Annotated in this window: 23 protein-coding genes and 1 other RNA gene; 4 read left to right on the top strand and 20 right to left on the bottom strand. The window is 27.4% G+C overall.

The window, feature by feature from the left end; translation table 4 throughout:
* Nucleotides 1-6: 6 nt before the first annotated feature.
* Both JV122_RS02020 and pyk read right to left on the bottom strand, forming a co-directional pair.
* Complete coding sequence (locus JV122_RS02020; protein ID WP_205842847.1) at nt 7-2,358, bottom strand: putative immunoglobulin-blocking virulence protein; 2,352 nt, start codon at nt 2,356-2,358, stop codon at nt 7-9.
* Nucleotides 2,359-2,597: 239 nt separating this feature from the next.
* A complete protein-coding gene (gene pyk, locus JV122_RS02015; protein ID WP_205842846.1) occupies nt 2,598-4,022 on the bottom strand; it encodes a pyruvate kinase in 1,425 nt (474 codons plus the stop codon).
* A gap of 564 nt (nt 4,023-4,586) precedes the next feature.
* Between pyk and JV122_RS04970 the strand changes: the two genes are divergently transcribed.
* Both JV122_RS04970 and JV122_RS02005 read left to right on the top strand, forming a co-directional pair.
* Nucleotides 4,587-6,704, top strand: a complete 2,118-nt coding sequence (locus JV122_RS04970; protein WP_205842845.1) for a S8 family serine peptidase — start codon at nt 4,587-4,589, stop codon at nt 6,702-6,704.
* Nucleotide 6,705: 1 nt separating this feature from the next.
* Nucleotides 6,706-7,557, top strand: a complete 852-nt coding sequence (locus JV122_RS02005) for a hypothetical protein (RefSeq protein WP_205842844.1) — start codon at nt 6,706-6,708, stop codon at nt 7,555-7,557.
* 59 nt (nt 7,558-7,616) lie between these two features.
* On the opposite strand, the gene JV122_RS02000 is transcribed toward JV122_RS02005, so the two are convergent.
* The 14 genes from JV122_RS02000 to JV122_RS01935 all read right to left on the bottom strand — a co-directional run bounded on the left by JV122_RS02000 (nt 7,617) and on the right by JV122_RS01935 (nt 18,855).
* Nucleotides 7,617-8,006, bottom strand: coding sequence for a hypothetical protein (locus JV122_RS02000; protein WP_205842843.1), 390 nt, complete (start codon nt 8,004-8,006; stop codon nt 7,617-7,619).
* Between the two features lie 53 nt (nt 8,007-8,059).
* Entirely contained in the window at nt 8,060-8,500 is a 441-nt protein-coding gene (locus JV122_RS01995; protein WP_205842842.1) for a hypothetical protein, read from the bottom strand.
* 55 nt (nt 8,501-8,555) lie between these two features.
* Nucleotides 8,556-8,921, bottom strand: a complete 366-nt coding sequence (locus JV122_RS01990) for a hypothetical protein (protein WP_205842841.1) — start codon at nt 8,919-8,921, stop codon at nt 8,556-8,558.
* 69 nt (nt 8,922-8,990) lie between these two features.
* On the bottom strand, nt 8,991-9,491 hold the full coding sequence (locus tag JV122_RS01985; protein WP_205842840.1) for a hypothetical protein: 501 nt from the start codon (nt 9,489-9,491) through the stop codon (nt 8,991-8,993).
* Nucleotides 9,469-10,326, bottom strand: a complete 858-nt coding sequence (locus JV122_RS01980) for a hypothetical protein (RefSeq protein ID WP_205842839.1) — start codon at nt 10,324-10,326, stop codon at nt 9,469-9,471. The genes JV122_RS01985 and JV122_RS01980 overlap by 23 nt, the downstream gene beginning before the upstream one ends.
* Nucleotides 10,327-10,490: 164 nt before the next feature.
* Nucleotides 10,491-11,009, bottom strand: a complete 519-nt coding sequence (locus JV122_RS01975) for a hypothetical protein (protein ID WP_205842838.1) — start codon at nt 11,007-11,009, stop codon at nt 10,491-10,493.
* Nucleotides 11,002-11,796: a nucleotidyl transferase AbiEii/AbiGii toxin family protein gene (locus JV122_RS01970; RefSeq protein WP_205842837.1), complete on the bottom strand. Its 795-nt coding sequence runs from the start codon at nt 11,794-11,796 to the stop codon at nt 11,002-11,004. Before JV122_RS01970 ends, JV122_RS01975 begins: the two co-directional genes overlap by 8 nt.
* A gap of 14 nt (nt 11,797-11,810) precedes the next feature.
* A complete protein-coding gene (locus tag JV122_RS01965) occupies nt 11,811-12,398 on the bottom strand; it encodes a type IV toxin-antitoxin system AbiEi family antitoxin domain-containing protein (protein ID WP_205842836.1) in 588 nt (195 codons plus the stop codon).
* Nucleotides 12,399-12,626: 228 nt separating this feature from the next.
* Nucleotides 12,627-14,339 carry a type 2 periplasmic-binding domain-containing protein gene (locus tag JV122_RS01960; RefSeq protein ID WP_205842835.1) on the bottom strand — a complete coding sequence of 571 codons (1,713 nt, stop codon included), beginning with the start codon at nt 14,337-14,339 and terminating at the stop codon, nt 12,627-12,629.
* Entirely contained in the window at nt 14,326-15,159 is an 834-nt protein-coding gene (locus JV122_RS01955) for an ABC transporter permease (RefSeq protein ID WP_205842834.1), read from the bottom strand. Before JV122_RS01955 ends, JV122_RS01960 begins: the two co-directional genes overlap by 14 nt.
* Nucleotides 15,152-16,000 carry an ABC transporter permease gene (locus tag JV122_RS01950; RefSeq protein WP_308699323.1) on the bottom strand — a complete coding sequence of 283 codons (849 nt, stop codon included), beginning with the start codon at nt 15,998-16,000 and terminating at the stop codon, nt 15,152-15,154. The genes JV122_RS01955 and JV122_RS01950 overlap by 8 nt, the downstream gene beginning before the upstream one ends.
* Nucleotides 16,000-17,328, bottom strand: coding sequence for an ABC transporter ATP-binding protein (locus JV122_RS01945; protein ID WP_205842833.1), 1,329 nt, complete (start codon nt 17,326-17,328; stop codon nt 16,000-16,002). The genes JV122_RS01950 and JV122_RS01945 overlap by 1 nt, the downstream gene beginning before the upstream one ends.
* Nucleotides 17,329-17,605: 277 nt before the next feature.
* On the bottom strand, nt 17,606-18,025 hold the full coding sequence (locus tag JV122_RS04965) for a Dps family protein (RefSeq protein WP_205842832.1): 420 nt from the start codon (nt 18,023-18,025) through the stop codon (nt 17,606-17,608).
* Between the two features lie 23 nt (nt 18,026-18,048).
* Complete coding sequence (locus tag JV122_RS01935) at nt 18,049-18,855, bottom strand: DeoR/GlpR family DNA-binding transcription regulator (protein ID WP_240463426.1); 807 nt, start codon at nt 18,853-18,855, stop codon at nt 18,049-18,051.
* Between the two features lie 157 nt (nt 18,856-19,012).
* Here JV122_RS01935 and JV122_RS01930 point away from each other — a divergent pair, with 157 nt between their 5' ends.
* Entirely contained in the window at nt 19,013-19,264 is a 252-nt protein-coding gene (locus tag JV122_RS01930) for a hypothetical protein (RefSeq protein ID WP_205842831.1), read from the top strand.
* Between the two features lie 4 nt (nt 19,265-19,268).
* Here JV122_RS01930 and ssrA read toward each other — a convergent pair.
* From ssrA to JV122_RS01910, 4 genes are all read right to left on the bottom strand, one after another.
* Nucleotides 19,269-19,639, bottom strand: a transfer-messenger RNA (tmRNA) gene (ssrA, locus tag JV122_RS01925).
* 85 nt (nt 19,640-19,724) lie between these two features.
* Nucleotides 19,725-20,093, bottom strand: a complete 369-nt coding sequence (gene rplL, locus JV122_RS01920) for a 50S ribosomal protein L7/L12 (RefSeq protein WP_205842830.1) — start codon at nt 20,091-20,093, stop codon at nt 19,725-19,727.
* 1 nt (nt 20,094) lies between these two features.
* Nucleotides 20,095-20,604, bottom strand: coding sequence for a 50S ribosomal protein L10 (gene rplJ, locus JV122_RS01915; RefSeq protein WP_205842829.1), 510 nt, complete (start codon nt 20,602-20,604; stop codon nt 20,095-20,097).
* Between the two features lie 292 nt (nt 20,605-20,896).
* Nucleotides 20,897-21,232 carry a hypothetical protein gene (locus JV122_RS01910; RefSeq protein ID WP_205842828.1) on the bottom strand — a complete coding sequence of 112 codons (336 nt, stop codon included), beginning with the start codon at nt 21,230-21,232 and terminating at the stop codon, nt 20,897-20,899.
* A gap of 998 nt (nt 21,233-22,230) precedes the next feature.
* Here JV122_RS01910 and JV122_RS01905 point away from each other — a divergent pair.
* Complete coding sequence (locus tag JV122_RS01905) at nt 22,231-23,217, top strand: Abi family protein (RefSeq protein WP_205842827.1); 987 nt, start codon at nt 22,231-22,233, stop codon at nt 23,215-23,217.
* Nucleotides 23,218-23,679 lie beyond the last annotated feature (462 nt).

The raw sequence follows: 23,679 nt of genomic DNA, 5'->3' as shown, positions 1-23,679 counted from the left end.
CCTCCTTTATGCAAATACATCAGCGTCGACATATTGCACACTTACTTTTTCAACTTTTTTACCTAAACCTTTTAGTTGGTTGTATAATTCATCATCGTTTTGACCAACACTAAATTGTGTTGAAGAACTAAATGTATTATCACTAAAGTTGATTAAAGTATTTAAATTTGAAATTCCAACTGACGTGAGTTTGTTAACGCCATTTTTAGAAATAATCCTGATGTTTTTGGTTTCTGATTTGTTGTTAAAAACAATTTTACTTTTAGGCATTAATCTTGGATTTGTATCAATTATTTTGCTAAATTGGGCGTTGTTAAGTTCATCAGCGTCTATTTCAAATGTTGGTCCTTTGTTGTATAAAACAAGTCTTCTTAGTTTTCTTAATCCATTTTGAGGTTTTTTGGTATCTTCAAAAATTAAACCACGTAAGGATTTTAAGCTTGGAACTCTGCTTAAGTCTAATCCTGTTGGATAACTATTACCACCTTCGTTGTGATCTGGATCTAATCCAGGACCTAAACCTCCTTGGAAAATAGCTTCGTTATTTCTAACAAAATAAGCCATTCTTAAGCCGTTGTTAATTCTTGTTAAGCGGTTTGGAGAATTTTCTGGCCCTAAATCACTTTCTTCAAAAGAAAGGGAATTAAAGGTTATTCTGGTGATTGGTTTGTAATTAAAAGCATATTCACTACTTACATTGTAATCAATTGTGTTTACTCAAGCAGTTTTTCTAAGAGCTAAAGGATTAAGCGATCATCCTTCTGTTAGTGAGTTTCTTGTTGTGTATAAAGATAATTCATCAATTTCTTTTTTCTCAAGAGCAATTAGTGCTCCAGAGTTTTCTGTTTCAAAGAATAATTCTAATTGTGGTAGTTTATCAGGTAATTCTTTGAATATCTTAAAAAATTGTTGATTAGAATCTTTAAGACCGATATTTTTAATTCTGTAAGACGTTATTTCTAGATTGTTTGCTTTTGCTTGTTTAATAAAATTAAGAGTTTTGGAATATCCCGAAGCGTTAGAAACATCAATATCAACTACTAAACCTTTGTTTCTTTGACCTTCTTGAGGTTCTTGTCTTGTTAGTTCTCTGATTGTGAAACCATCACTTTTAGAAACATTGTAAGCAGAAAAGCGAGCGTCGTTTGTAACATCTTTTGAGTTTCAACCACGATAAACTCCTGCTTTGATATCTTCTGCATTTCTCCCGTATTGATCGTTATAACCAAATACTCTTTTAACGCTGTTGTCACGTTTTCTACTGTCGACAACTTTGTTGATTAGTGGGCTGAATACATAAGCGTCAAGTTCTCCATTTTCGTTTATGTAAACTTCGGAATTGTCATTTTCAATCACAAGTCCTTTTTCTAGAAACTGATTTACATTTTCAGATGTTTTTGTAAATTTAGTTGGATCTAGATAACCTATAATTCTAGCATATTTTTCGTTTTTATCTTCAATTTTCTTTAATTCTGAATAATAAATTTTTTGACCTTCAGGTTTTAAGAACTCATAGACCTTATCACCATTTTCAATCAACCTTCTAAATTTATCAAATTCTTTTTGATAATAAGTTTGATTTTGTCGGATGTAATCTTTGATATTAAATAATTCAGTGTTTTTTGCTGTTAGATATTCAATATTAGTTGTATTGAATGTTCTTTTAGAAATTGCTTGAGCTGCACTTTTTTGATTGGCTTGACGAATTTCATCGGTTACATTTACTGAAACTATTGTGTCTGAAATATCTCTCATATAATCAATTCTGTTTGTAAGTTCAAAATTGATATCTTCTGGATCTTGAATTCTTTCTGTAACTTTTTTAACTCTAACAACAATTGGAGTTCCTTGGAAATCAATTACTTTAGTATCTGTGTCTTGATTGTTATTAGAAGCTGGTGGGTTTGGTTTCGGTTCTGGTGCTACTTCAACAACTGGAGGTGGTGTTTGTTCTTTTTCTGGTTCTTTTGGTGGTTCTGGTTTTGTTTCTGTTTCAATTGGGTCTGGTTCGGGTTGCTTGGGTGATTGAGGTTCTTGTGGTTTTGGCGGTTGTTCTGGTTCTTTTGGTTCTGGTGTTGGCGTTGGTTCAACTTTAGGTTCTACAACAACTGCTTTATCTTTTGGAACTTGAGGTTTTGGCTTAAGGTTTTTATCTCTAATTGAATCAGTAGCATCTTGAAAATTTAGATTAACATTTGAATTTAGTTGAGTTGTGTTGTCCTTAATAAGCCGAGTTTTTTCGATTGAGTTTGAATTATCTGAACTGGAAAAATACAACAATGAAGACACTGTTGCAGGAATTGCAATTGATGTGCTTAAAGCAGCAATTTTAACATATTTTTTGCTTGATTTTTTCATTGCGTATTTTTCCTTTATTTTATATTTATATTTTATAACTTTGCCACAAAAAATCATCGTTTTTTTTTTTTTTTTTTAGTTGAAAAATGCAAAAAAAGGCCATTTTTTCACTATTTTTTGATTTGCTTGTCATTTTTGCTTGAAATAACAAACTGATTGAGTTTTTGGCAATAACTTCGATTTTCGGACTTTAATATAATAAAAAAACTAAAACCCGAAAGAGGGTTTTAGTTGTGAAATTAGAATGTGAATTTTGTAATTTTTTCGTTTTCAACAATAACGAATTTGTCACCTTTTTGAGCACCGTAAACTTTTAGAGCTTCTCTTGCTTTTTCTGGTGATTGTTTAATTAATGGGAATAGTTTTAGTGAATCTAGAGATGTGAAAACTGAAGATGTAACACCGAATCCACCGATCATTTTTTCGTTTTGTAAAATACCGATAATTGCTGTATTTGGTCTAAATTTAGCAACTGTTTTTAGTAATTCACCTGTTCTTGAAAGAACGATTGCATATTTAATATCTTCTTCAATTGTTAGGTGAGCTAGTTTGTGAGCAATTTCAGCTCTTTTTCCTGCTGAGTGTTTTGCTACTGTTGCTAATTGCACTTTGTAGAATAGTTTGTTGTAGAATTCTGCTTCAGCTCTTTTGTTAATTGTAGCCATAACTTGAACTGATTCTAAAGGATAGTTTCCTTGTGCTGATTCTCCAGAAAGCATTGTTGCATCTGCTCCTAATTCTGTTGCTCAATAAACGTCTGTTACTTCAGCTCTTGTTGGTTGAGGTGAGTTTTCCATTGAGTCTAACATTTGTGTAGCAACGATAACTGGTTTACCTGCTAGTCTACATTTTCTGATGATGTTTTTTTCGTGGTATGGAACATCTTGGTAAGGAATTTCTAATCCTAAATCTCCTCTAGCGATCATAATTCCATCTGATTCAGCGATGATTTCATCGATTCTTTCAATTCCAACGTGTGATTCGATTTTTGAAATAATTTGGATGTGTGATCCACCGTTATCAACTAATAGTTTTCTTAATTCTCTAACGTTGTCTGCTGAGTTAACGAATGATGCAGCGATGTAGTTTACACCTTTTTCAATTCCGAATTTAACGTCGTTGATGTCTTTTTCCGCTAAGAAAGGAAGTGAGAATTCAACACCTGGTAAGTTAATTCTTTTGTTTGATTTTAGTTTGTGTGTGTTAACCATTTTAACGATAACTTTACCGTTTTTAACTGATTTAACTACTGATTGTAGTTTTCCGTCATCAAATAGAACTCTGTCTCCTTCTTTAAGGTCTTTGTCCATTTCATATGAAACTGAAAATTGTTTTGATGATCCTTCAAAGTTTTTGAAGTCGTTAGCACTTGTTAAAATTGTAACTTCTGAACCCGCTTCAATAACTTGAGCTCCATCTTTCATTTTTCCAACTCTAATTTCTGGACCTTTTGTATCAAGTAGAATTGAAACTGGAATTCCTAATTCTCTTTGAACTTTTTTAGCATTTTCGAATTTTGCATTTTGTTCAGCGAAATCCCCGTGTGAGAAGTTAGCTCTAATTGTTGTAACTCCGTTTTCTACTAATTTTTTTAGTAATTTATAGTCCTGAGTAGATGGACCGATTGTAGCGATCATTTTTGATCTTTTATCTGTAATATTCACTGTGTCTCCTATTTAATTTATGTCTTTTATACTTAATATAAAATTTTCTTTTAAATTTTACTATTATTTTGCTTTTTTTAGTAGAATTTTTTCAAAAAAGTAAATTAGTTGATAAAGCACTCAAAAAAATGCTTTTTTTAATATTTTTGGTTTTGCAAGACAAAAATAAAGAATATATTTTTATCATTTATAATAAACCATTTTTATAAAATAAGAGATTCAAGAATGAATTTATAGTATTTTTAATAAACTATAAATTTTTCAAGTTTGATTATCTTAATTATTAGCAATCTATTATTAACATAAAATAAATTTATTTAAAATGATTTAAATTTTATGCTATAATTAGTTTGTTATAAAAAGAAAGGGTAGTATTATGAAAACATTCATTAATAAAAAACGTAATATTATGGTTAAGTTCATTATTTTTGATAATGTTCAATTTTATACTACCCTAAGTAAGGTTTAATTCTACATTTAAAACAAATAATAAAGAAGAATTAGCACAACTTGTACTTAGAGTACAAGTTTTTTTTATAACAACTAAAATTAATTGGAGGAAAAATGAAAAAAAGTAAAAAAAGTTTATTTTGGCTTTCATCAGTAGCGATGATACCTTTAAGCACTTTGTCTTTTGTTGGTAATTCTCAACAAAATAAAAGCGAAACGAAAGAACAGGCTAATAATTTTAATATTTATGATTTTATAGACACCTTTTTAAACTATACAAAAGGAGAAAATTTTGAAAATGAAAAAGTGCAACAAGAAGATTTAGAAAAATTTTCAAAATCTCTAAATAAGAATAAGGAAATAAAGTTCTATATTAATTATGATGTGGATGAAAAATTGAATAATCTTGAAAAGATAAATTTTTACACATCAAAAAACAAAGAACATCTCGAAAAACTTCTTAATATTTTAAGTGATAAAATTGAAGTAAAAAGTTCTTTTAGTTCAGAACTTATAAACACAATTTCAATAGAAGTTGAAGAAAAGGATTTAGAACAACTAAAAGATATCTTAAAAAATACAGAATTTGAAAATTATTTAATCAAAGACATTATAGCTTCGATGGATATTCAAGAATTTAAACAAAAAGTAATTGATAGTTTTTGTTTAGATAGACCTGATGCAAATGGTAATTGTGCTACCATTTGAAAAAAACCAAAAGAAATAAATACAAAACCAAAACAACAATATTCAACTTATAGTACTCCTAAAGTGGAAAATGAGTACTATTATTTAAAAGACCACGAATATAAAAATATTTTTAAAAAAGAGCTAGATTTTATCGGTGATATAAAGGATGAATCGAAAGTAAAAATCGATAAAAAAACAAATAAACCTGTAGATATTTACAGAACAAAAGTTGGAATTTGAGAAAGTAACAAAATTCAAAATCACCCTAATTTTAAATTCAACAATCTTAACGGTAGTTATGATGAAGAAAAATTAAAAAATGATAGTTATTCACATAAATTTGAGACATCTTCATTAGCTGTAGGTTTAGAGGGTGTTGATACCTTCGCAGAATTATTCGATATAGACCCAGGATATATGTATAACGGCAAACTTTTAAGAACAATAAAAATTTCAGATGACAAAACAATAAATGTTTGAAAATTAAATTTTTATTCAGGAAGTACGTTTGAAAAAAATATTCTTTCTTCAATAAAACAAGGTGTGGAAGTAATTAACGCAAGCTTTGGTTTAACTAATACTTTTTCAGAAAGTATTCATTACTATGATGACTTCAGTTATTTTCTAGATAAAATTGTTAATGATTATAAAGTTGTTTTTGTTTTTTCAGCAGGTAATTCAAAAAATAAAACAGTTAATACCAAATTAGAATCTATGAAGTTAACAATGAATGCATTTAAGGTTGGTGCTTTTGATATGCAATACAAAAGTGGAGCAACAAACTTTTCAACAGACGATTCGACTGATGAATATTTTGAAACGGATTTTCCAAATATAACAGTTTCAGCCCCTGGTAATAAGTTTTATTTTTCTAAAATTTCAAAAAATCTTGAAGACGACATTGCAGGAACAAGTTTTTCTTCACCACTTGTTGCTGGAGTAATTTCAAAATTGATTAGAAATAGTGAAAAAATTAGAAAAAAACCAGCTTCCATTTTTTCAATTATCGGAGCATCTTCTGTTAAATTTAATAATTGAAAAAAAGATTTACTTACAGGTAATGATTATAGCAAATCAACAGGCTCTGGTATTATAAACTACAAAAGAGCACTAAAAGCAATTGAAAATCTAAATGAATATAAAATAAATTCAAATTTAAGCAATGGAAAAATCGATGATACTGTCCAAGAAATTAATTTAAAAAGTGGACAAAGTATAACAATAAGTGCAGCTTGACTTTTTAAAGGGTTTAAAAATTACTCTAAAAATAATAAACTTCTAAAAGAAAACAATGGAAAAGACTATTTTAAAAATCAATTACAACTTCATCAATTAACTGATTTTAATATAGAAATAGAGTTGTGAGATTCTAATCAAAAGAAATGAAACAAAATAAAATCAACATCATCAAAAAATGCAAATAAAGAAATTTTAAAACTCGATGTTGAAAAAAATGGTAAATACAGATTTTATATTGTTAAAAATTCAACAAACACATCTGTTGAAAATGATGAAGTTGCTTTAAGTTATTTAGTGGACTAATATGAAAAAGAAAATTATTGCAATCTCAATGTTTGTTTCTTCTGTTTTACCATTGGTATCATGCCAAACTTCGAAACAGTCTCAAGATAAAAATGATCAAAATGTCGATTTAAATGATTGAAACTATAGTGTTAAATATAAAGAATATGATAAATATGCCAATTTTATGCAATATGAAAAAGTAAAAAAAGCATATGAAGGCGCAAAAGATGATTTAGAATCAACCACAGTCAATACAAAAAATTTTTTTAAATTAAAAGTAATTACAAAAAAGCAAGATATTGAATTTTCAAATAGATTCTCTTATTATAAATGACTTTGAGAGGGAGAGAAAGTAAAATTTTATGATCCTGAATTTTTAAATTTTAAAAAAAATGATAAAAATTCTTATTTTGTACCTATAGTAAACGCTGAACAAATGAATATTTTTAATCAGCTTCAAAAAATTGATAATTATGAACTGGATAAAAAGTATAAGAATCTTAATAAATATTACAATTTAAAAACAATTTTGCCTCTTTCTATTGAAAAGAACGGCAAGATAAAAAAATATGATAAAGAAGTTAAGTATTATCTTGATACTTGAATTCCAAAACACGAGCATGAAATAGAATATGATGGAATGTGAGACTATAACTTATCATGAAATGATGATTTTTTTCAAAAATATATTATCTTATTTACCTACAAAAGACAGGATCAACCAATTAAAATTGGAAAAGAAGGAATCATAAATCTTAAAGAATTAACCTATAATCATGTATATGATATTGATGAATCGCTGCCAGATTCCCCTTTAGAACTCATTATTAGTTTCGTTCCAAAAGAAAACGTTGAAAAAGTCACTAATTAACAAACTAAAATAAATAAAGCAGTAAACTTAGTATAAGTTCCTAAGTTTACTGCTTTATTTTAATTTTTTACTCAAATTTTGCCTTCTCTCATTTTTTGCTCAAAGTCATTAATAGAAAAGTCTCCTTTAAGATTATGAGCTTTAACACATTCTTCGATTCACATTTTAATGAATTTTCTTTTGTTTGAATAGTCTTCAATCGGTGTTTGTATTCAAATTAAACGTGTTTTAAGATTATTAAGTTTAGTTCTTTGGTAAATTAGATTATAAGAATCTTTAAGCATATACATTTTTAAACACTTTGCAATGCTTGGACTAGATAGTCCATAACCATTAATAGAAATATACTGCCCCATATTTTCATAAAACTTTTGAAGACTTATAGGGAACTTAACTTCAATTCTTCCTTCATCTACATTTTCTATTATTTTGTTATCTTCTTTTTTCATTTCTTTTCCTTTTCTTTTTTTACTAAAATAGCGATTTTTCCTTTATTTTTATACTATTCTATCACTAAAATTTTGCGTTCTCTCATTTTTTGCTCGAAATCATTAATAGAGAAGTCTCCTTTAAGATTATGAGCTTTAATGCATTCTTCGATTCAAATTTTAATGAATTTTCTTTTGTTTGAAAAGTCATCAAAAGCTGACTTAATTCAAATTAGATTCATTTGAAGATTATTAAGTTTTTTCTTTTGGTACATTAAATTATATGAATCTTTAAACATATATATCTTTAAGCATTTTGCAACTCCTGTATCTAGTGAATAACCGTGAACAGAACTTGAAACATACATGTTTTCATAAAACCTTTGAAGGCTTAAAGGAAACTTAACTTCAAGTGTTCTTTTATATAAAATTTCTGTTTTTTGTGTTTTGTTTAGTGTTCGTTCTTCAATAACTTCCTTTAACATTTCTATTATTTTAGTTTCTACTTTTTTCATTTCTTCTCCTTTTTGTTTTTTTGACTAAAATACTGATTTTTCCCTTTGTTTTAGATTATTTCTTTACCAAAATTAAACCTTCTCTCATTTTTTGTTCAAAATCATTAATTGAAAATTCTCCTTCTAAATTGTGATTTCTAACACATTCTTCGATTCACATTTTAATGAATTTTCTTTTGTTTGAAAAATCTTCAAAATCGCTTTCTAAAATGATTTCTCTGGGTTTTAAGTTTTTTAATTTTTTGTTCAATAAAAATTGATCAAAGTTTTCTTTAAACATATACTTCCTCAAGCATTTGGCGACGCCAGATTCAAGAGCATAACCATTTGATGAGCTAGAGGTAATCATTCTTTCATAAAATATTTGTAGACTAATTGGGAATTTAACTTCTCTTGTTTCTTCTTGTTGTAATTGAGTCATATTTTTCTCCTTATTTTGAATATATCAATATTTTAGTCAATTTCATTCTATCGCTTTTTTTAAAAAAGCTTACCAAATTTCTGAAGTTTCTGGAATTTCTCATTCTTCATTTTCGATTTTATTTGATCACTTGTATAAATTGTGAATATTGAACTCAGAACTGAATTCGTTATATCTTCTTTTTAGTCTTTTTAAAATTTTAGCTCAATCTTCTCTAATTGAATAATCAAAGATATAACTGAAACTTTGATCTTGGGGATAATAAGAAGTTTGTGGTGTTGTTGCATAAAATTTTAATAGATACATATGAATATATAAACGATCAATAAAATCAAGTTTTAATTTCTTTAAATTAGGAATAAAAATTACATCGTCTTTAATTAAATAAGATTTTGAAAAATGCTGTTTATCGGGATTATTAGTAATGTAATAAGCTTTTTGGCTATCTTCGTGCTTACAAAAGAATTTAACATCAAAATCACCCAGTTTTTTGTAAATATTGTTTCAGGGATTTTGATTAATGTAATTTATCTTTTTGTTTCTTTGTTTAATGAAATCTATATACATCATTTAACTCCAATCTAATTTTTTTAAGTATTGAAATAAAGAAGTTGTAGTTTTGATCAAAACTTTCAAAAAACACAAGCATCCTTCTGTTGTTTAAAAACTCAATTAATCCTTTTTTGGTAATTTCTAAACTCAAGTAATTTATGATGTAATCCAAATATTCACTCAAGTCTATTTTAAGAGACTTAAAATCTTTCTGTTTAAACATCAACTCTAAATATTGAGCAACTACAATGTGATCAAAATTGAAATTAAGAACCAATCACCAAAGATCGACAGTAATTTGATTCTGTTTGTTGGATTCAAATTGATCCAATCAATGATTTAGTTCGCTTTTATTAAATGATTCATTAGGAACTTTTCTAAATGAAACAATTTTATTAGCAATATATTTATTAATGTCATAAGTGTTTACTAAAATTGTTTGATCTTTGTATACAAACGGTTCTTTTTCTATTTTGTAGATATTTTGATCGTGAATAATATCAACACTAATACTGTTTTTAAAAGGAATAGAAATAGAAATTACAAGATGGTTATTTCTATCAAAATTATTTTTTCTGAGTTTGATTTGAATTTGAGAATCATTTTTAAAAATGTCTTTAATTAAATCAAAAACAGCTTGATAGTGTTTTTCGATGCTGATTAAATTTAAGTCTAAATCATCAGGCAATCTAAAGAAAACCTTTTTTGATTTTATTTCATCTTGTGATTTTATTAAAATAGCTTCTGAACCTTCTAAAATGAAGTTATCACTATATTTTGAGCTAAAAATTTTGTAGACAATATAGTCCAAAAAGTCCTGTTTTTTCTGTTGTTTCTTTGTAATTTTTGTCATTTCTCCTCTATATCAAATTAAGTTCTTCTTTAAAATTATATTATTTTAAAGCAAGAAATAGAAGAAAAAAGAAAAATTAAATTGATTATAGAGTTTCCTAATTGAATTATATAAAATGTTATATTTTAATATAACAAAGATATTCAATTATCTTTAGAAACAAATTATCAATCAATTTCTGTGTTTAAATAACTTATATCACGACCTAATAAAATAGTAAATCACTCATAAATTTCTTTTTTAGAAAATTGAAAATGACTATATCTTGTTTTGATTGTTTTTATTATTTTATTTCAGTCTTTTTTCAGTTCGCCTTTTTGAACTAAATCAATAAAGACTCAGGCTGAAAAATAAATGTTGTGCTTATTTTTAAGCTTTTCATTTGCTAAGAATTTTAAAAGGTATAATCAAACATAGATTTTGTCAGCTTTTTCAAGTTGTCTTAAACCTGAAGCATCAAATCCAGGAACATAAATAATATCTTCAGGATAAGTATAAGTTCCTGATAAAAGGTGTTTTTCAGGATTATTTGTAATGTATAAAACTCTATTCTCTTTTTCTTTATCTTTGTATCAAAACTCAACATCATCCACATAATTATTGAAATAATAATTATTGTATTTTGTTGCTGCTGATATTTGCTTGTATGTAAAATGCAATGATTTTTTAGCAATTTTAAGCATTATTATTCTCCTTTTTTAATTTCAAAATGATGCTTTTTAAATAATCTAAAAATTTAAAAACTTGTAAGTTATACACTTCTTCGGTGTTGGTTCAAAAATCTATTTTGTTGTTTGTTAAATGTTTTTCTCAAATATTAAATGTTAAGTTCTCTTTTGTGTTAGTTTCAAAATTAGAAATAAAATTTTCTAATTCTTTAAGACTAAAAGTTTTATATATTATTTTGTTAATATACAGAATTACTTTATTATCATTTATGTCAAAAGAATTTAGTATTCAGCATAAATCTAAAAAGTATTTAATATCGTTGTTTTTAATAAATTGTTCCAGTTTAGAAACAAATTGCTTTTCTATATCATAAACATTTACTTTAACTAAACCTTTGTATGTTAAAAATTCTACATCTTTTTTATCAAATATTTCTTGTTCTTTGATTAAATCAATACTCAAATTGGATTTGCTGTTTTTTATAATGAAGTTGTTTCATTTTTCTGTATTATTTTCAGCAAATTGTCCCTTTAGTTCAATTTTAATATCTTTGTCATCTTGAAAAACTTCTTGTAAAACATTTATCATCTTTTTTTGAAAATCTTTGATAGTTACCAGATTTAAATCCATATCTTTAGGAAGTCTATAGAATATCTTTTCAACTTTTAAACCTTGTAATTTAAGAGAAAGAGATCCTTCTAAAACAAAGGAATTTCTGTAAGTTTTATTACTAAAAATTTTATAAATTACATAATCTATAAATTCTTCTTTTTGTTTATTGTTTAATATTTCTTTGTTCATTTTTCTCCTTTGTTTTAAAAGCTATCTAAAATTGCTTGTATTTCATTTAAACAGTTTAATTTTAGAGCATAATCTTTAAGTCTGCTTAAGTCCTTATTTTTGCTATTAATGTAGTAAAATCAAGCATTTTCAAATATTTCTGGATCTTGGTTGTCTTTATCAATTGTAATATCACACATGGTTCTCTCCATGTTGTATACATTGACTTTGTTTCCAAAAATTGTTTTCTTTTTCTCAAGTCCTAATTCAAAATTATCTTTTTTAATTTTGTGAATATTAAATTTTTCTTCTAAAAGAGTTTTGTTTTTATTAAAAGTTGTAATTTCCTCTTTAAAAGGCAATCTGTCTGTAAGTTCATGAAGATACAAAGAACTTTGGAAGCTTAATGCATAGTTCTTTTTATCTTTTAAAAACATAAAAGTTTCGTCATAATTTGTGTAATTTCAGTCAAATCATAAACCTCTGTATATTTTTTCAAGTTCTTGTTTTTTTACTAATTCATTAATCAATTTATAAGGTATTAAATTCTCTTTCAGTTCTTTAGAACTTATAAAACCTTCATTTTTTTTAATTATTTTCTTTATTAATTCTCTTTTTGTCATTTATTCTCCTTTTTCTATATTTAAATTATATACCATTTTGAGCAATATTAAATAGTATAAACCTGTATTTTAATTGCTTGTCTTAATTATTGCTTAAATTAAAATAGGCAAATTTTCTGTATATATTTCTTCAACTTCTCAAACTTAAAAAACTCTCTTATTTTTTCCTAAAATAACACAAAATCCCTGTAAATAAAAAACATTGCAACTAATTGCAATGTTGTAAAATTAGGATTTTGTTTTTGAGTTGTATTCTGTTTTGATTTCTGAGTTAAGACTTTCTCCTACAGGAACAATGAATTTATAAACAACTTCATATTGTTCTTGTTCTGGAGTGTCTTCTTTAACTTCAAGTCCATTGATTGTTTGTTTTTTAGGTTGTGATTTGTAGATGTTTTTAGCAAGCATTGTTGAACCTTCTGAAGTTTCAACTTTGATGTTTTGATATGAAGGTAGAGCTGAAATGATTTCATCATTTGCATCTACTAATACACTTTCTGCTTCTTCATCATCTTCTGATTTTTTAACTTCTTTAATTGCATCATTGAAATAGAATTTTTCGAAGTATTCATAAGTTGATTTAAAGGCTGGTGTATAGTTTACAGCATCAAAGTTGTTAAGGTTTGGAAGGGCTGAAAAATCAAGTTTGAATCCTCTTCCTTTTTTCTCAACAAACTTATCATCTTCTTTAACAAAGTTGTAATTTACTTTTTGCAAGCTTTCTGATACTAACTCATCTACTGAATAATCTTCACCCTTAACTAAGTTTTCATAAAGATCATCAATGAATTGATTTACTAAATTATCATCAACATCTTTTGTAATAATTCAACCATCTAAAAGGGTTAAGTTATTTTTTGGACGGATAACTCTTAATGTGGTTCCATCTTCTAAAGAAGAGAAGTTATCGCTACCATTAAGAGCATCTAGGGCATCTCCGTTGTAAATAAATCCTACTTCTGTTTTAACGTTAGGATCGATTAGAGCAGTTAGTAGCTCAAGACCAGATGATTTAATTGAGTTAATTTCTGTGTTTGATAATTCATGTCCTGTTGCTTCTTTTACAAGCTCAACATATTTATCAATTTGTTTGATGTAGTTTTGAGAATCAACAACTCCTGTATAACCGTTATTTTTGAGTTCTGGATCGTTTACTAATTCACTTCCTGCAAGTAAATTATCACGCATAGCTTCTGTTCACTCAAAGTATTTATAACCGTTTTCACGAAGTGTTTTGGCAATAGAAACTAGATCTTGTTTTGGGAATTTGATTCCGTTTTCTCTGATGTCTTGTTTTTTAGCATCATCTCAAGTTGTGATTGCTTGTCTTAAAGGTGTTTGAGTTCCGTTGTTGTCGTAGTCTCCTGTTGTATAAGCGACTACTTTATCTTGGATGAAATAAGGAACAACAAATTCTCATAATTGATCTTGAAGACCATCTCCGTCAACGTCGATAATTCCTTTTTGTTTAGAACCCATTTTGTACATAAAGGCATTGTAGTTATCTAAGTGAGCAAGAGTTTCAGGTCTTAAAATTGAAGCAATTGCAGCTCTTCTTTTTGCAAGATTTTCTTCTGGTTTTTTGTCAGGATCAACTGCAAATTGTTCTGAAAGTGCTTTGTTTGATTTAAATAATCTTGCAAAGTCAACTTTTCTGATTAACTCTTTTTGAGCCATTCAAGCAATTTGGAAATCTGAACCAACTCCAGCAATTGCTCTTTTGTCTTCAATTGCTTTTGAGAATTCTGAAACATCTCCAAATTCTTTATAACTAAAGTTTTTTGAAAATCCTTCAATTGATTCTTTAGACATGTAAGCTTGGTAGTTTCAAATGTTAGGTTTGAAGTGGTTTTTGGTTTTGATGTGAGCAACTGTACCCACTAAAGCAGCAGCAACTACTGAAGAAGCAATTGCAACTTTAACTTTTCTAGACAGAGCCATTTTTAACTCCTTTTCTTGCTTTTACAGTTTTGTTTCAAATGTAAATTGCATTTCCTAAAATTGTAATAACTAACATAATTGCTCCTAAAGCTAGAGCTCAAGTTTTAAATGTTCCTTGGTAAAGTTCAACTCCAATTGTTGAGGCGTTTGATGTAATTCTTGTGATGATGAAATCATCAAAAGATAAAAAGGCAACAATTACAAAAACAAAAGAAATTGAAGGAAGCATGTAGTTTAAGTAGATTTTGAATCAGGTTTTGATTTTTCCATAACCTAAATCTAAAGAAGCTTCAAAAAGGTTTTTAGAGAATTTTTCGCTTCTTGGGAACATTAACATAATTCCATAAGGAAGAGTCATTGTCACATGAGAAACGATTGCTCTAATCATTCCTTCTTCTGTTGCTTTTAGTACTCCAAAGAAAAGAGTTAAAAGGATTGCTAGTGAAATAGCTGTAATAACATCAGGGTTAATTAAAGGGATGTTTGATGTTGTGTTTAGATAAACTTTAGCACTTTTGTTTCTTTGTTTTCAAAGAGCAAAAACAGTAACTAAAGAGATAATAATAACAATTAGTGCTGTAGAAACTGCGATGATAAATGAGTTTGCTAAAGCTAATAGTTTGTCTTGAGATCCAAGATCTTGGTAACCTTTTCAACTAAATGTGTTTCAGGTAGTTGAAATTAAGTCTTTGTCTGATGGTTTGTTAAATGAGAATACTAAACCAACAAAAATTGGGATGTAGAATAAAATTAAGATTATTCAGATGTAGCTTTTTCTTAAGATTTCGTGTTTTTTAAGAAAGTCAATGAATCTAGTCATGTTTTACTCCTCTCATTTTCATAATAATAATTGGGAATAAATACACAAGGCCATAAACAGCCATCATTACAATAATTGTAATTAAAACAAGTGAAGATGTTCTTGCTAAATCAAATGGGTTTGAAGGGTTAGCATTAACATTAATAACATTACCAATTAGTTGGTTTTGTGATCCGTTTGGAAGTAATTTATCTGAAATAATGATGCTTGTTGCAGCCATTAAGAAAACTAGTCCGATTCCAGAGAAAATTGCTTTTAGTCCATAAGGTAGTACAACTTTTAGTAGTGTTTGAGCTTTATTGTAACCTAAATCAGCAGATGCTTCTAAAATGTTTTTAGGCATGTCTCTAAAGACTGTATAAAGCGGAATGATCATAAATGGTAAGTTTAAGAAAACAAGACCAACAAGCATAAATCAGTAGTTATTTAAGCTTGCTTCATCAAACATTGTTACAAAAAGTGCTCTAAGTGAGAATGTTTTTGCAATTGTAAAGATGATCAATGGTGAAACCATTAAAGAAATAGCATATACCTTAAGTGCTTTTGATTTTGCTGTTGAAACAAAGAAAGCATAAGGCAAGGCAATAACTAAACAAATAAATGCTGTTCCAAGTCCTAAAAGAACTGATCTAAGCATGATTATTCATGTTTGTTTTTGCTGAATTAATAAGTGGTTGTTAAATTGTTGTCCTTCATCTGTAGTTAAAGGTGATACAGCTTTAACAACTAAAAGAATTAAAGGTAAAATGATAAAAATTAGTGAAAATAGTACATAAGGTAAAATTAAAGATAATCTTGGATTAAGATTAGATTTTAATTTTTTAACAAAGTTAGAAAACACTAAAATCCTTTACGGTCTTTTTTCATTAAGTGTAGTGAAGATTTTGTTCAGTGAACATAAACTTCCTCACCGATTTCAAAGTTTTCAATTGTTTCAACTAAAATATTTTTATCACCAACTTCTACTTCGATAAAGTAGTAAGAACCTTTGTATGTAGAGTTAACAACTTTACCAAAGTAGTGTCCTTTTTGAGTTCTGGAAAGAATCATGTCTTCAGGTCTAATTAAACCATCAACTTTTTCTCCATTAGCAAATTCTGTATGAATTGTTTCAACAATGTGATTCATAATTTTTGCTTTTCCAGGTTCAATAAACTCAACATCAAAGAAGTTTGAGTCTCCAATGAAGTTTGCTACTCATTTGTTAACTGGGTAGTCATAGATGTGTGTTGGGGAATCGTATTGTTCGATTTCTCCGTCTCTAATAACTGCAATTTTGTCTGAAAGCTCTAAAGCTTCTTTTTGATCGTGAGTAACAAAAACAAATGTTAGTCCTAATTTTTGTTGTACAGATCTTAAAAGTTGTTGCATTTTTTGTCTAATTTTTGCATCAAGCGCTGATAGAGGTTCGTCTAATAGTAAGATTTCAGGCTCGATAACTAATGAACGAGCAAGAGCAACTCTTTGTCTCATTCCTCCTGAAAGTTCATTGATGTTTTTGTTTTCATTTCCTTCAAGTCCAACAAGTTGAATCATTTCTTTAACTTCTTGTTCCATTTCTTGTTTGGTAATTTTTCTTGTAAGGTGTCTTTTTGTGTAGTGTTCTACTTTAGAATTTGTGTAGTTTTCTCAGTATGAGTATTTGAAATCAGAATCATCCAATCATTTTTGGATTTTAACTTTTTTTCTTGAAGATAAACTTGTGTTGTTTAGTTCATCTTTGTATTCTTTTTGTTGTTTGTCTAACTCTTGCATTTTTTGTTGTGCGTGTTTAGATCATTCAATTTTTAAAGATTCTAGTTTGTCTAAAACTTCTTGTTTAACATCATTTTTTGGATAACGTTTTAGTTTTAGTCCATATTTAATATTTCCTGAAACTGTCAGGTGTTGGAAAAGAGCGTAATCTTGGAAGATTGTTGAAACATCTCTTTTGTTTGCTGGTAAATCTTTGATGTCTAATCCATCAAATTTGATTTCTCCACGAGTGGTTCACTCAAAACCACCAATCAACCTTAAAATGGTTGTTTTTCCTGACCCTGAAGGTCCTAATAATGTTACAAAATCTCCTTTTTTGATTTGTAAGTTAACATTATTTAAAACTTTTTTTTCTCCAAACTCTTTATCTACTTTGATAAGTTCAATTAGAGTTTTTTGATTTTCTTTTTGCATGTAAAATAAAAAACCTTTCTATAACTTTAATTTGCCTGAGACTTCATTATATAAAGGAAAAAATCCTTCTCTAATGAAGCGGAATGGGGAAATTATCGAAAATATCTTGAGAGGATTCAATCGCTAAAAAACGTAAGTTTGTATAGTCTAAACTTATGAATTTGTAAAGCTTGATTCTCAAGTTTCCTAGTCTTAAAAAATTCATATTGAAAATTATACCAAAACTTGAAAATTAACACTCAAAAAAGTGAATAAAAAAATAATCCGCCAAAGCAGATTATTTAGCAAGTAGTTTTGAGAACTGTCATAGTCATTTATCAAATGATAAAAGCACTTCATCAAAGATTGGTTGAACTCTTTTTGTTCACTCAAATGATTCACTTTCTGTTAATAAAACATTTAAGTCTTCTGTGATGATTTTAGCTGCTTGTTCGTATTTGAAAGCTTGTGTTGGAAGTTCTTTAATTAAACTTAATTCTAAAACTTCTTTAAAGCTTCCTAAAGCTAATTCACCTTTCATCACGATTTTTTCAGCGATTTCATCGATGAATTTTTGAACATCTTCTTTTAGAGAATCTGTTTCTTCGTGAATTTCGAAGAATTCTACACCTTCGATGTTTCAGTGAATGTTATTTAGTTTTTGATAAAAAACTTGTAAACTTGCTTGAATTTGTTTTAATTTTTTAATTTCGTTCATGGCAATATTATACCACTATATTTTTATTCTTGAGTTTCTTTTTCTTTGTTTTCATCTTCTTCAGATTTTTTAACTCTGATGATGTTTAAGAATTCGTATTCTCTTTGTTTTTGAGAATCTGTTACAACAAGAATTGAACGATCTTTTGGTGTAAAGTCATAGAATGTTCTATATCCGAATTTTTCTTCTGTTGCTAATACTACAACTAATTCTGAGTGATCAGCGATAAATGTTTTCATAATTCCTTGTACCATATCTGGTGTTGTTAGACGTCCATTTTCATCAATTCCGTTAACCCCTAAAAACGCAATTTGAAATTTCATGTTGTCTAAGCTTCTTAAGTCTGTTGTAACAGTAGCTAAACTTTTACTTTTGATTTGCCCACCAATAATATTAACTTTTTCAAAACCTAAATCGATTGCACGCATTGCGTTATAGATTGAATTAGTATATAAATTAACACTTGGATCTAAGAATTCTAATAAATGGAAGCAACTTGAACCACTATCCACATAAACATTAACATATTCTTTTGCAAGAATTGCTGCTGTTTTTGCAATGTCTCTTTTTCCTTCTTTATTAATTTTTACTTCTTCAATAGCAACTTTATCAATGTAATTTCTTTTTTCGTTGTAAATAACTTCACCAAAAGGTCTTTTTACAAATCCTTCTTCTTCAAGTTTAATTAAGTATCTTCTGATTGTTGAAGTTGTTAAATTAAATTTTTCTTGGATTTCTTTTGGTTTTAGAAATTTTTTATTTTTAATGAATTCTTTTATGTCTTTTTGAACTAAGAAAGACATAACTTTTTTACCATGTGGTCTATCCATAAATCCTCCCGAATTTGATAATCTTATTTATAGCAATTATACAACAAAAATGAAAAAATGTGCAATAATATCAAAAAGATGAAAAAAGCTTGTAATTTTTGTCTTTTTTTAATTTTTTAGTCAATTTTTGTACTTTTTGGTCTAAAATAATTTTGTTATGGAAAAAATTTATTCACTAAAACAAATACAACAAGATTTTGATGAAATTTTTGAAACTAAAGCGAAAAGAGATGAAGAAGAGAGTTTATCTTGCGGATTCAAAAGAAGTTATTACCACTTCTTAAGTTTTGATGAAAAAACACAAGAAATCACTTATCGTGTGAGCGAAAAAAATGATCCAAATGCTGAAAATGTCTTCTTTTATGACACAAAAATTTCACTAGAAAATCTTTACAAAATGAAAAAATAAAAAATGGTGGAGATGCCGGGAATTGAACCCGGGTCCACACATCAACTTATATAGGAGTTTACAGTTTAGTTGATTTTTGATAATAAAATAAGTCTGTAATCAACAAAAAGAAATTACTTTATTTAACTGAAATTCTTTGAGTTTTAGTTAAATCCACTCACATACCCCTTAAACGACAACTTTAAACATCAGGGGAATATTTAAAGTTGACTAGTTTCTTAAGCGAAAGCTAGGTTTGATGAGTTTGAAGCAAACATGAATGTGTTTGCTTCTTTTTTGTTTTCTTTTCCGTTTAGAAAAGCCTAGAAGCAATTATGGTCTGCCACACCACTGAGTTCTATATTCATCAATGCATGTCGAAGCCTTTACACCCCCGCATTTATTTAATTTTAGCACATTTTCTATAAATGAAAAAAATACTCAAAATAAATTTGAGTATTTTGTTTAGTATGGAATATTATTATCCTAAAGTAACTTCAGCACCAGCAGCTTCTAGTTTAGCTTTGATGTCTTCAGCTTCTGCAAGTTTAACGTTTTCTTTAATAACAACTGGGATTGAGTCAACTAGTTTTTTAGCTTCCATTAGTCCTAATCCTAGAACATCTTTAACTACTTTAATAACGTTAACTTTTTGTCCACCGTCACCTTTTAGTGTAACGTTAACTTCTGATTTAGCTTCTGCAGCTTCTGCAGCAGGAGCAGCAGCAACAGCAACTGCTGAAGGGTCAATTCCAAACTCTTCTTTCATTGCTTCTACTAATTCCATTACTTCTTTAATGTTCATTTCTTTTAAAGATTCAATGAATGATTCTTTTGTTAATTTAGCCATATTATTTTTCTCCTTCTGATGATAATTTGTTTTCATCGACTAACATTTTTAGTCCAACTGATAATTGTCTTAATGAACCCATCAATGATGATGCAAGCATTGTAAGAGCTTCTTCGTAACTTGGAAGAGATGCCACTTTTTTAACTTCATCAGCATTAATAACTGAGTTTTCATAAATCCCGGCTTTAAATTGTAATGCTGGGTATTTTTTAGCAAATTTTGCAATAATTTTAGCTGGAGCAATTGCATCTGTAGAACCAAATGCAAATACGTTTGGACCAACTAATGAACTATTTAGATCTGAATATCCTAAAGAATCTGCTGCTATTTTGAAAAGTCTGTTTTTGTAAACTTTAACTTTAACACCAGCTGCTTTAAGTTCTTTTCTTAGTTCTTCAAATTCTGAAACGTGTAATCCACGGTACTCAGCGATAACTAATGATGAGTGAGTTTCTAAAGTAGATTTAACTTCAGCAACGATATTCTCTTTTTCTTGTCTAAAAGAATTCATTAACACCTCCTTTTATTATTTGTAAGTGCAATAATCATGAAAATATATTCAAATAACGAATTAAGCCTTTGAGCAGTTATTATCTCCATATATTGCTTTTGAATTATACAACTTTTTTACTTTTTTAAAAGAAAATAATTGACTTTTAATAAGGGATTAAATATTAATGATGCTCTTAAGGGTAATAAAAAATCTGATTATCTTTTAAAATTAATTCTAAAATACAGAAAATTTCTGTATTTTTGATGAAAAAAAACTTGAATTTTAAACCAAATTCAAGTTAGTAAGTTTTTTAATAAAAGAAGAAAAGTCAATCACTTTTTTGTTTCTGTCTATTTGTTCCAATATAAACTTGACAAACTTTTCTTAAAAGAATTAAAAATGTTGTGTTAAAGAAAAGAAAAACAGAACAAACAAAAGAACTAATGTTGAAAATTTCTTTATTTTCTGCTGCCACCAAAAGTGAGACAAACACAGTTCCAATAGTACCTAATAAATAAATAATTTGCAATACATAAAAGATCGATACAAAAGTCTTGAGATTTCTAATATTTTTGTCTGTTAATTCTTTTGTTGTAGGAATTTTTTGATCATTAAAATAAAACAGAATATATTCTCAGATTTTCAATCCTACAGGAACTTCTTTATTTTTGAGTTTTTTTATCCATATAATAAATGAAAAATTGAAAAGGAAAAAGATAAATAAGGAAATTAGTGTTACATTAAGAAAAAATGAATAGTTTTTTCAAGTTTTAAAAATCATCGTAAAAATTATATAAGCCGCAATAATTACAAGAGAAAAAATCCAATATGTAATTAAATTAATTTTTGTAGAAAGTTTAACTTTTTTGTTTTGTTGCATAAACACCTCGTAGTTTCTTATTGCTAAAACAATAACATCAATTCTAAACTTAATAAAATCTTAAATTATTTATTTTGATTTTTTAGTTATTGTTACACTAAAATTATACAACTAACTTTTTTACAAAACCACATAACGTTTAATTCTTTAAAAAATTGTGCGTTTTTTTGTCATTTTTTGAGCTTTTTGATCTTGATAACCAAATTGCTTGAAATTAAAATTTCAAAATTAAACATAAAAAATTAATTTAAAAATCTCGCCTTTAAGACGAGATTTTCTCTGTTCAACATATTCGTCATTTAAGTCGAAGATACGTTGAGCCGCAATAGGAGCGACCATCTTCCAATAATTAAATTCTATCACTTAAATTAATTTTTATTAAAAATTTATTGATTTCTTTGTTATATTAAAATTATTTGAATGAGCATTTATTACTTTTGAATTTAAAAAGCTCACATTACTGCGAGCTTTCACTGTTCTGCGTATTCGTCATTTAAGTCGAAGATACCCAGTACCGCCAAGGGGCGACCATCCTTCAATAATTAAATTCTATCATTTTTTGTAAAGATTTTTTGTAATTTATTAATTTTATTGATATAGCTTTTATTTTAGGACTTAAAAACAAAATACAACTAAAAGTGTTGTTTTTTAAAGGAAAAATTTAGGAAAAATTCTGGAAATTTTCCCAAATTTTTCTTTTTTAGGCCGTTTTTGGCAAAAAATTTCTATTCTAGATGGAGAAATAGTCTCCAGAAAGGATTAAAATGAAACAATATTTAACATTTGAACAGCAATTGAAAAGACTAAAAAAAGTCAAAAATATGAAAACAAAACAAGACCAAGAACAAGAGATAATTATCTATCTAAAACAAAACAACTATGTACATTTTTTCACTCCTTTTAAACCAGTTTTTGCAGAAATTAAAAACAATGAAGAGATTGAGTGAGAACAAATCACTCAAAACTGAAAAGGTCAAAATAAGTACCATAATTTCTTCAAATCCCTTTACAAAACAAATGAAAATCAAGATCACATTTACAAAAACTGATTTAGTTTTGATAAACTCAAAAATTTTAATGAAAACAACAAAAAGTTTTCTGATTATTTATTAATTAACATTTTAAAACTGGAAAAAAGAATTAAAAGTATTTTAGCTAATTTCATTGCTAAATGAATCTCTGTTACAGAAGTCGAAACCTTCAAAGGTCAATATGATAAATGACTTGATTTTTTAGAAACTATCTGAGTAAATAAAGAAGAATATTTAAAATTTAGATCAAAAATTGAACATCACTCAAATTACATTTGATTCGATATTGAAAACTTAAGTTTTGGGAATCTACAAACTCTATTAGAAAACCTCTTAAACGAAAATAATTTATTTTTATCTAAGCAAGAGAAAAAGAATTTAAAATTTGAAATTTTTAAAAGAAACATTTATTCCAGTAAAATAAAAAGAGTTATCTCATTTACATCAAGATTAAGAAATTTTCTAGCTCATTCAAAAAATATTCAGTACTTTTATATTTTAGAAGTCAATGACATTATTAGAAAAGAACTCTTAAAAAAGGATTATCAGATTAGAATTAAAACTTTTGAGCAAAGTAAATTCATCTATTTCTTTTCAAGCAATGAAGGTGTTATACCATGTTCATTTGATTTTTTTATAACAAAAGAGAATAAATCAGTTAATAAAATTATTCAAGATGATTTTAAAACATTAATTCAAATTTTTAAAAAAGCATTTTAAAAAGCTCGCTAAAAAGCGAGCTTTTCTCTGTTCAACATATTCGTCATTTAAGTCGAAGATACGTTGAGCCGCAATAGGAGCGACCATCTTCCAATAATTAAATTCTATCACTTAAACTAATTTTTATCAAAAAATTTATTTATTTTTTTGTTATATTAAAATTATTAGGACGCACATCTATTGCTTTTTAATTTAAAAAGCTCACATTGCTGCAAGCTTTCACTGTTCTGCGTATTCGTCATTTAAGTCGAAGATACCCAGTACCGCCAAGGGGCGACCATCTTCCAATAAATAAATGATACCACATAAAAATTTGTTTTTAGCATAAATTATTTTATAGAATACCATGAATTTTGTCGCATAGAATTAGATAGTAATTTTCGAGAACTTGTATCATAATTTATAATGATATTAGGAGGAAAAATGTCATACAAAATTCAAGAAAGAAATAGCTTTAATGAT

The organism is Mycoplasma procyoni (assembly GCF_017052595.1).
Classification (GTDB): Bacteria; Bacillota_I; Bacilli_A; order Mycoplasmatales; family Metamycoplasmataceae; genus Mesomycoplasma_A; species Mesomycoplasma_A procyoni.
This window is presented reverse-complemented; position numbering and strand designations above follow the sequence as displayed.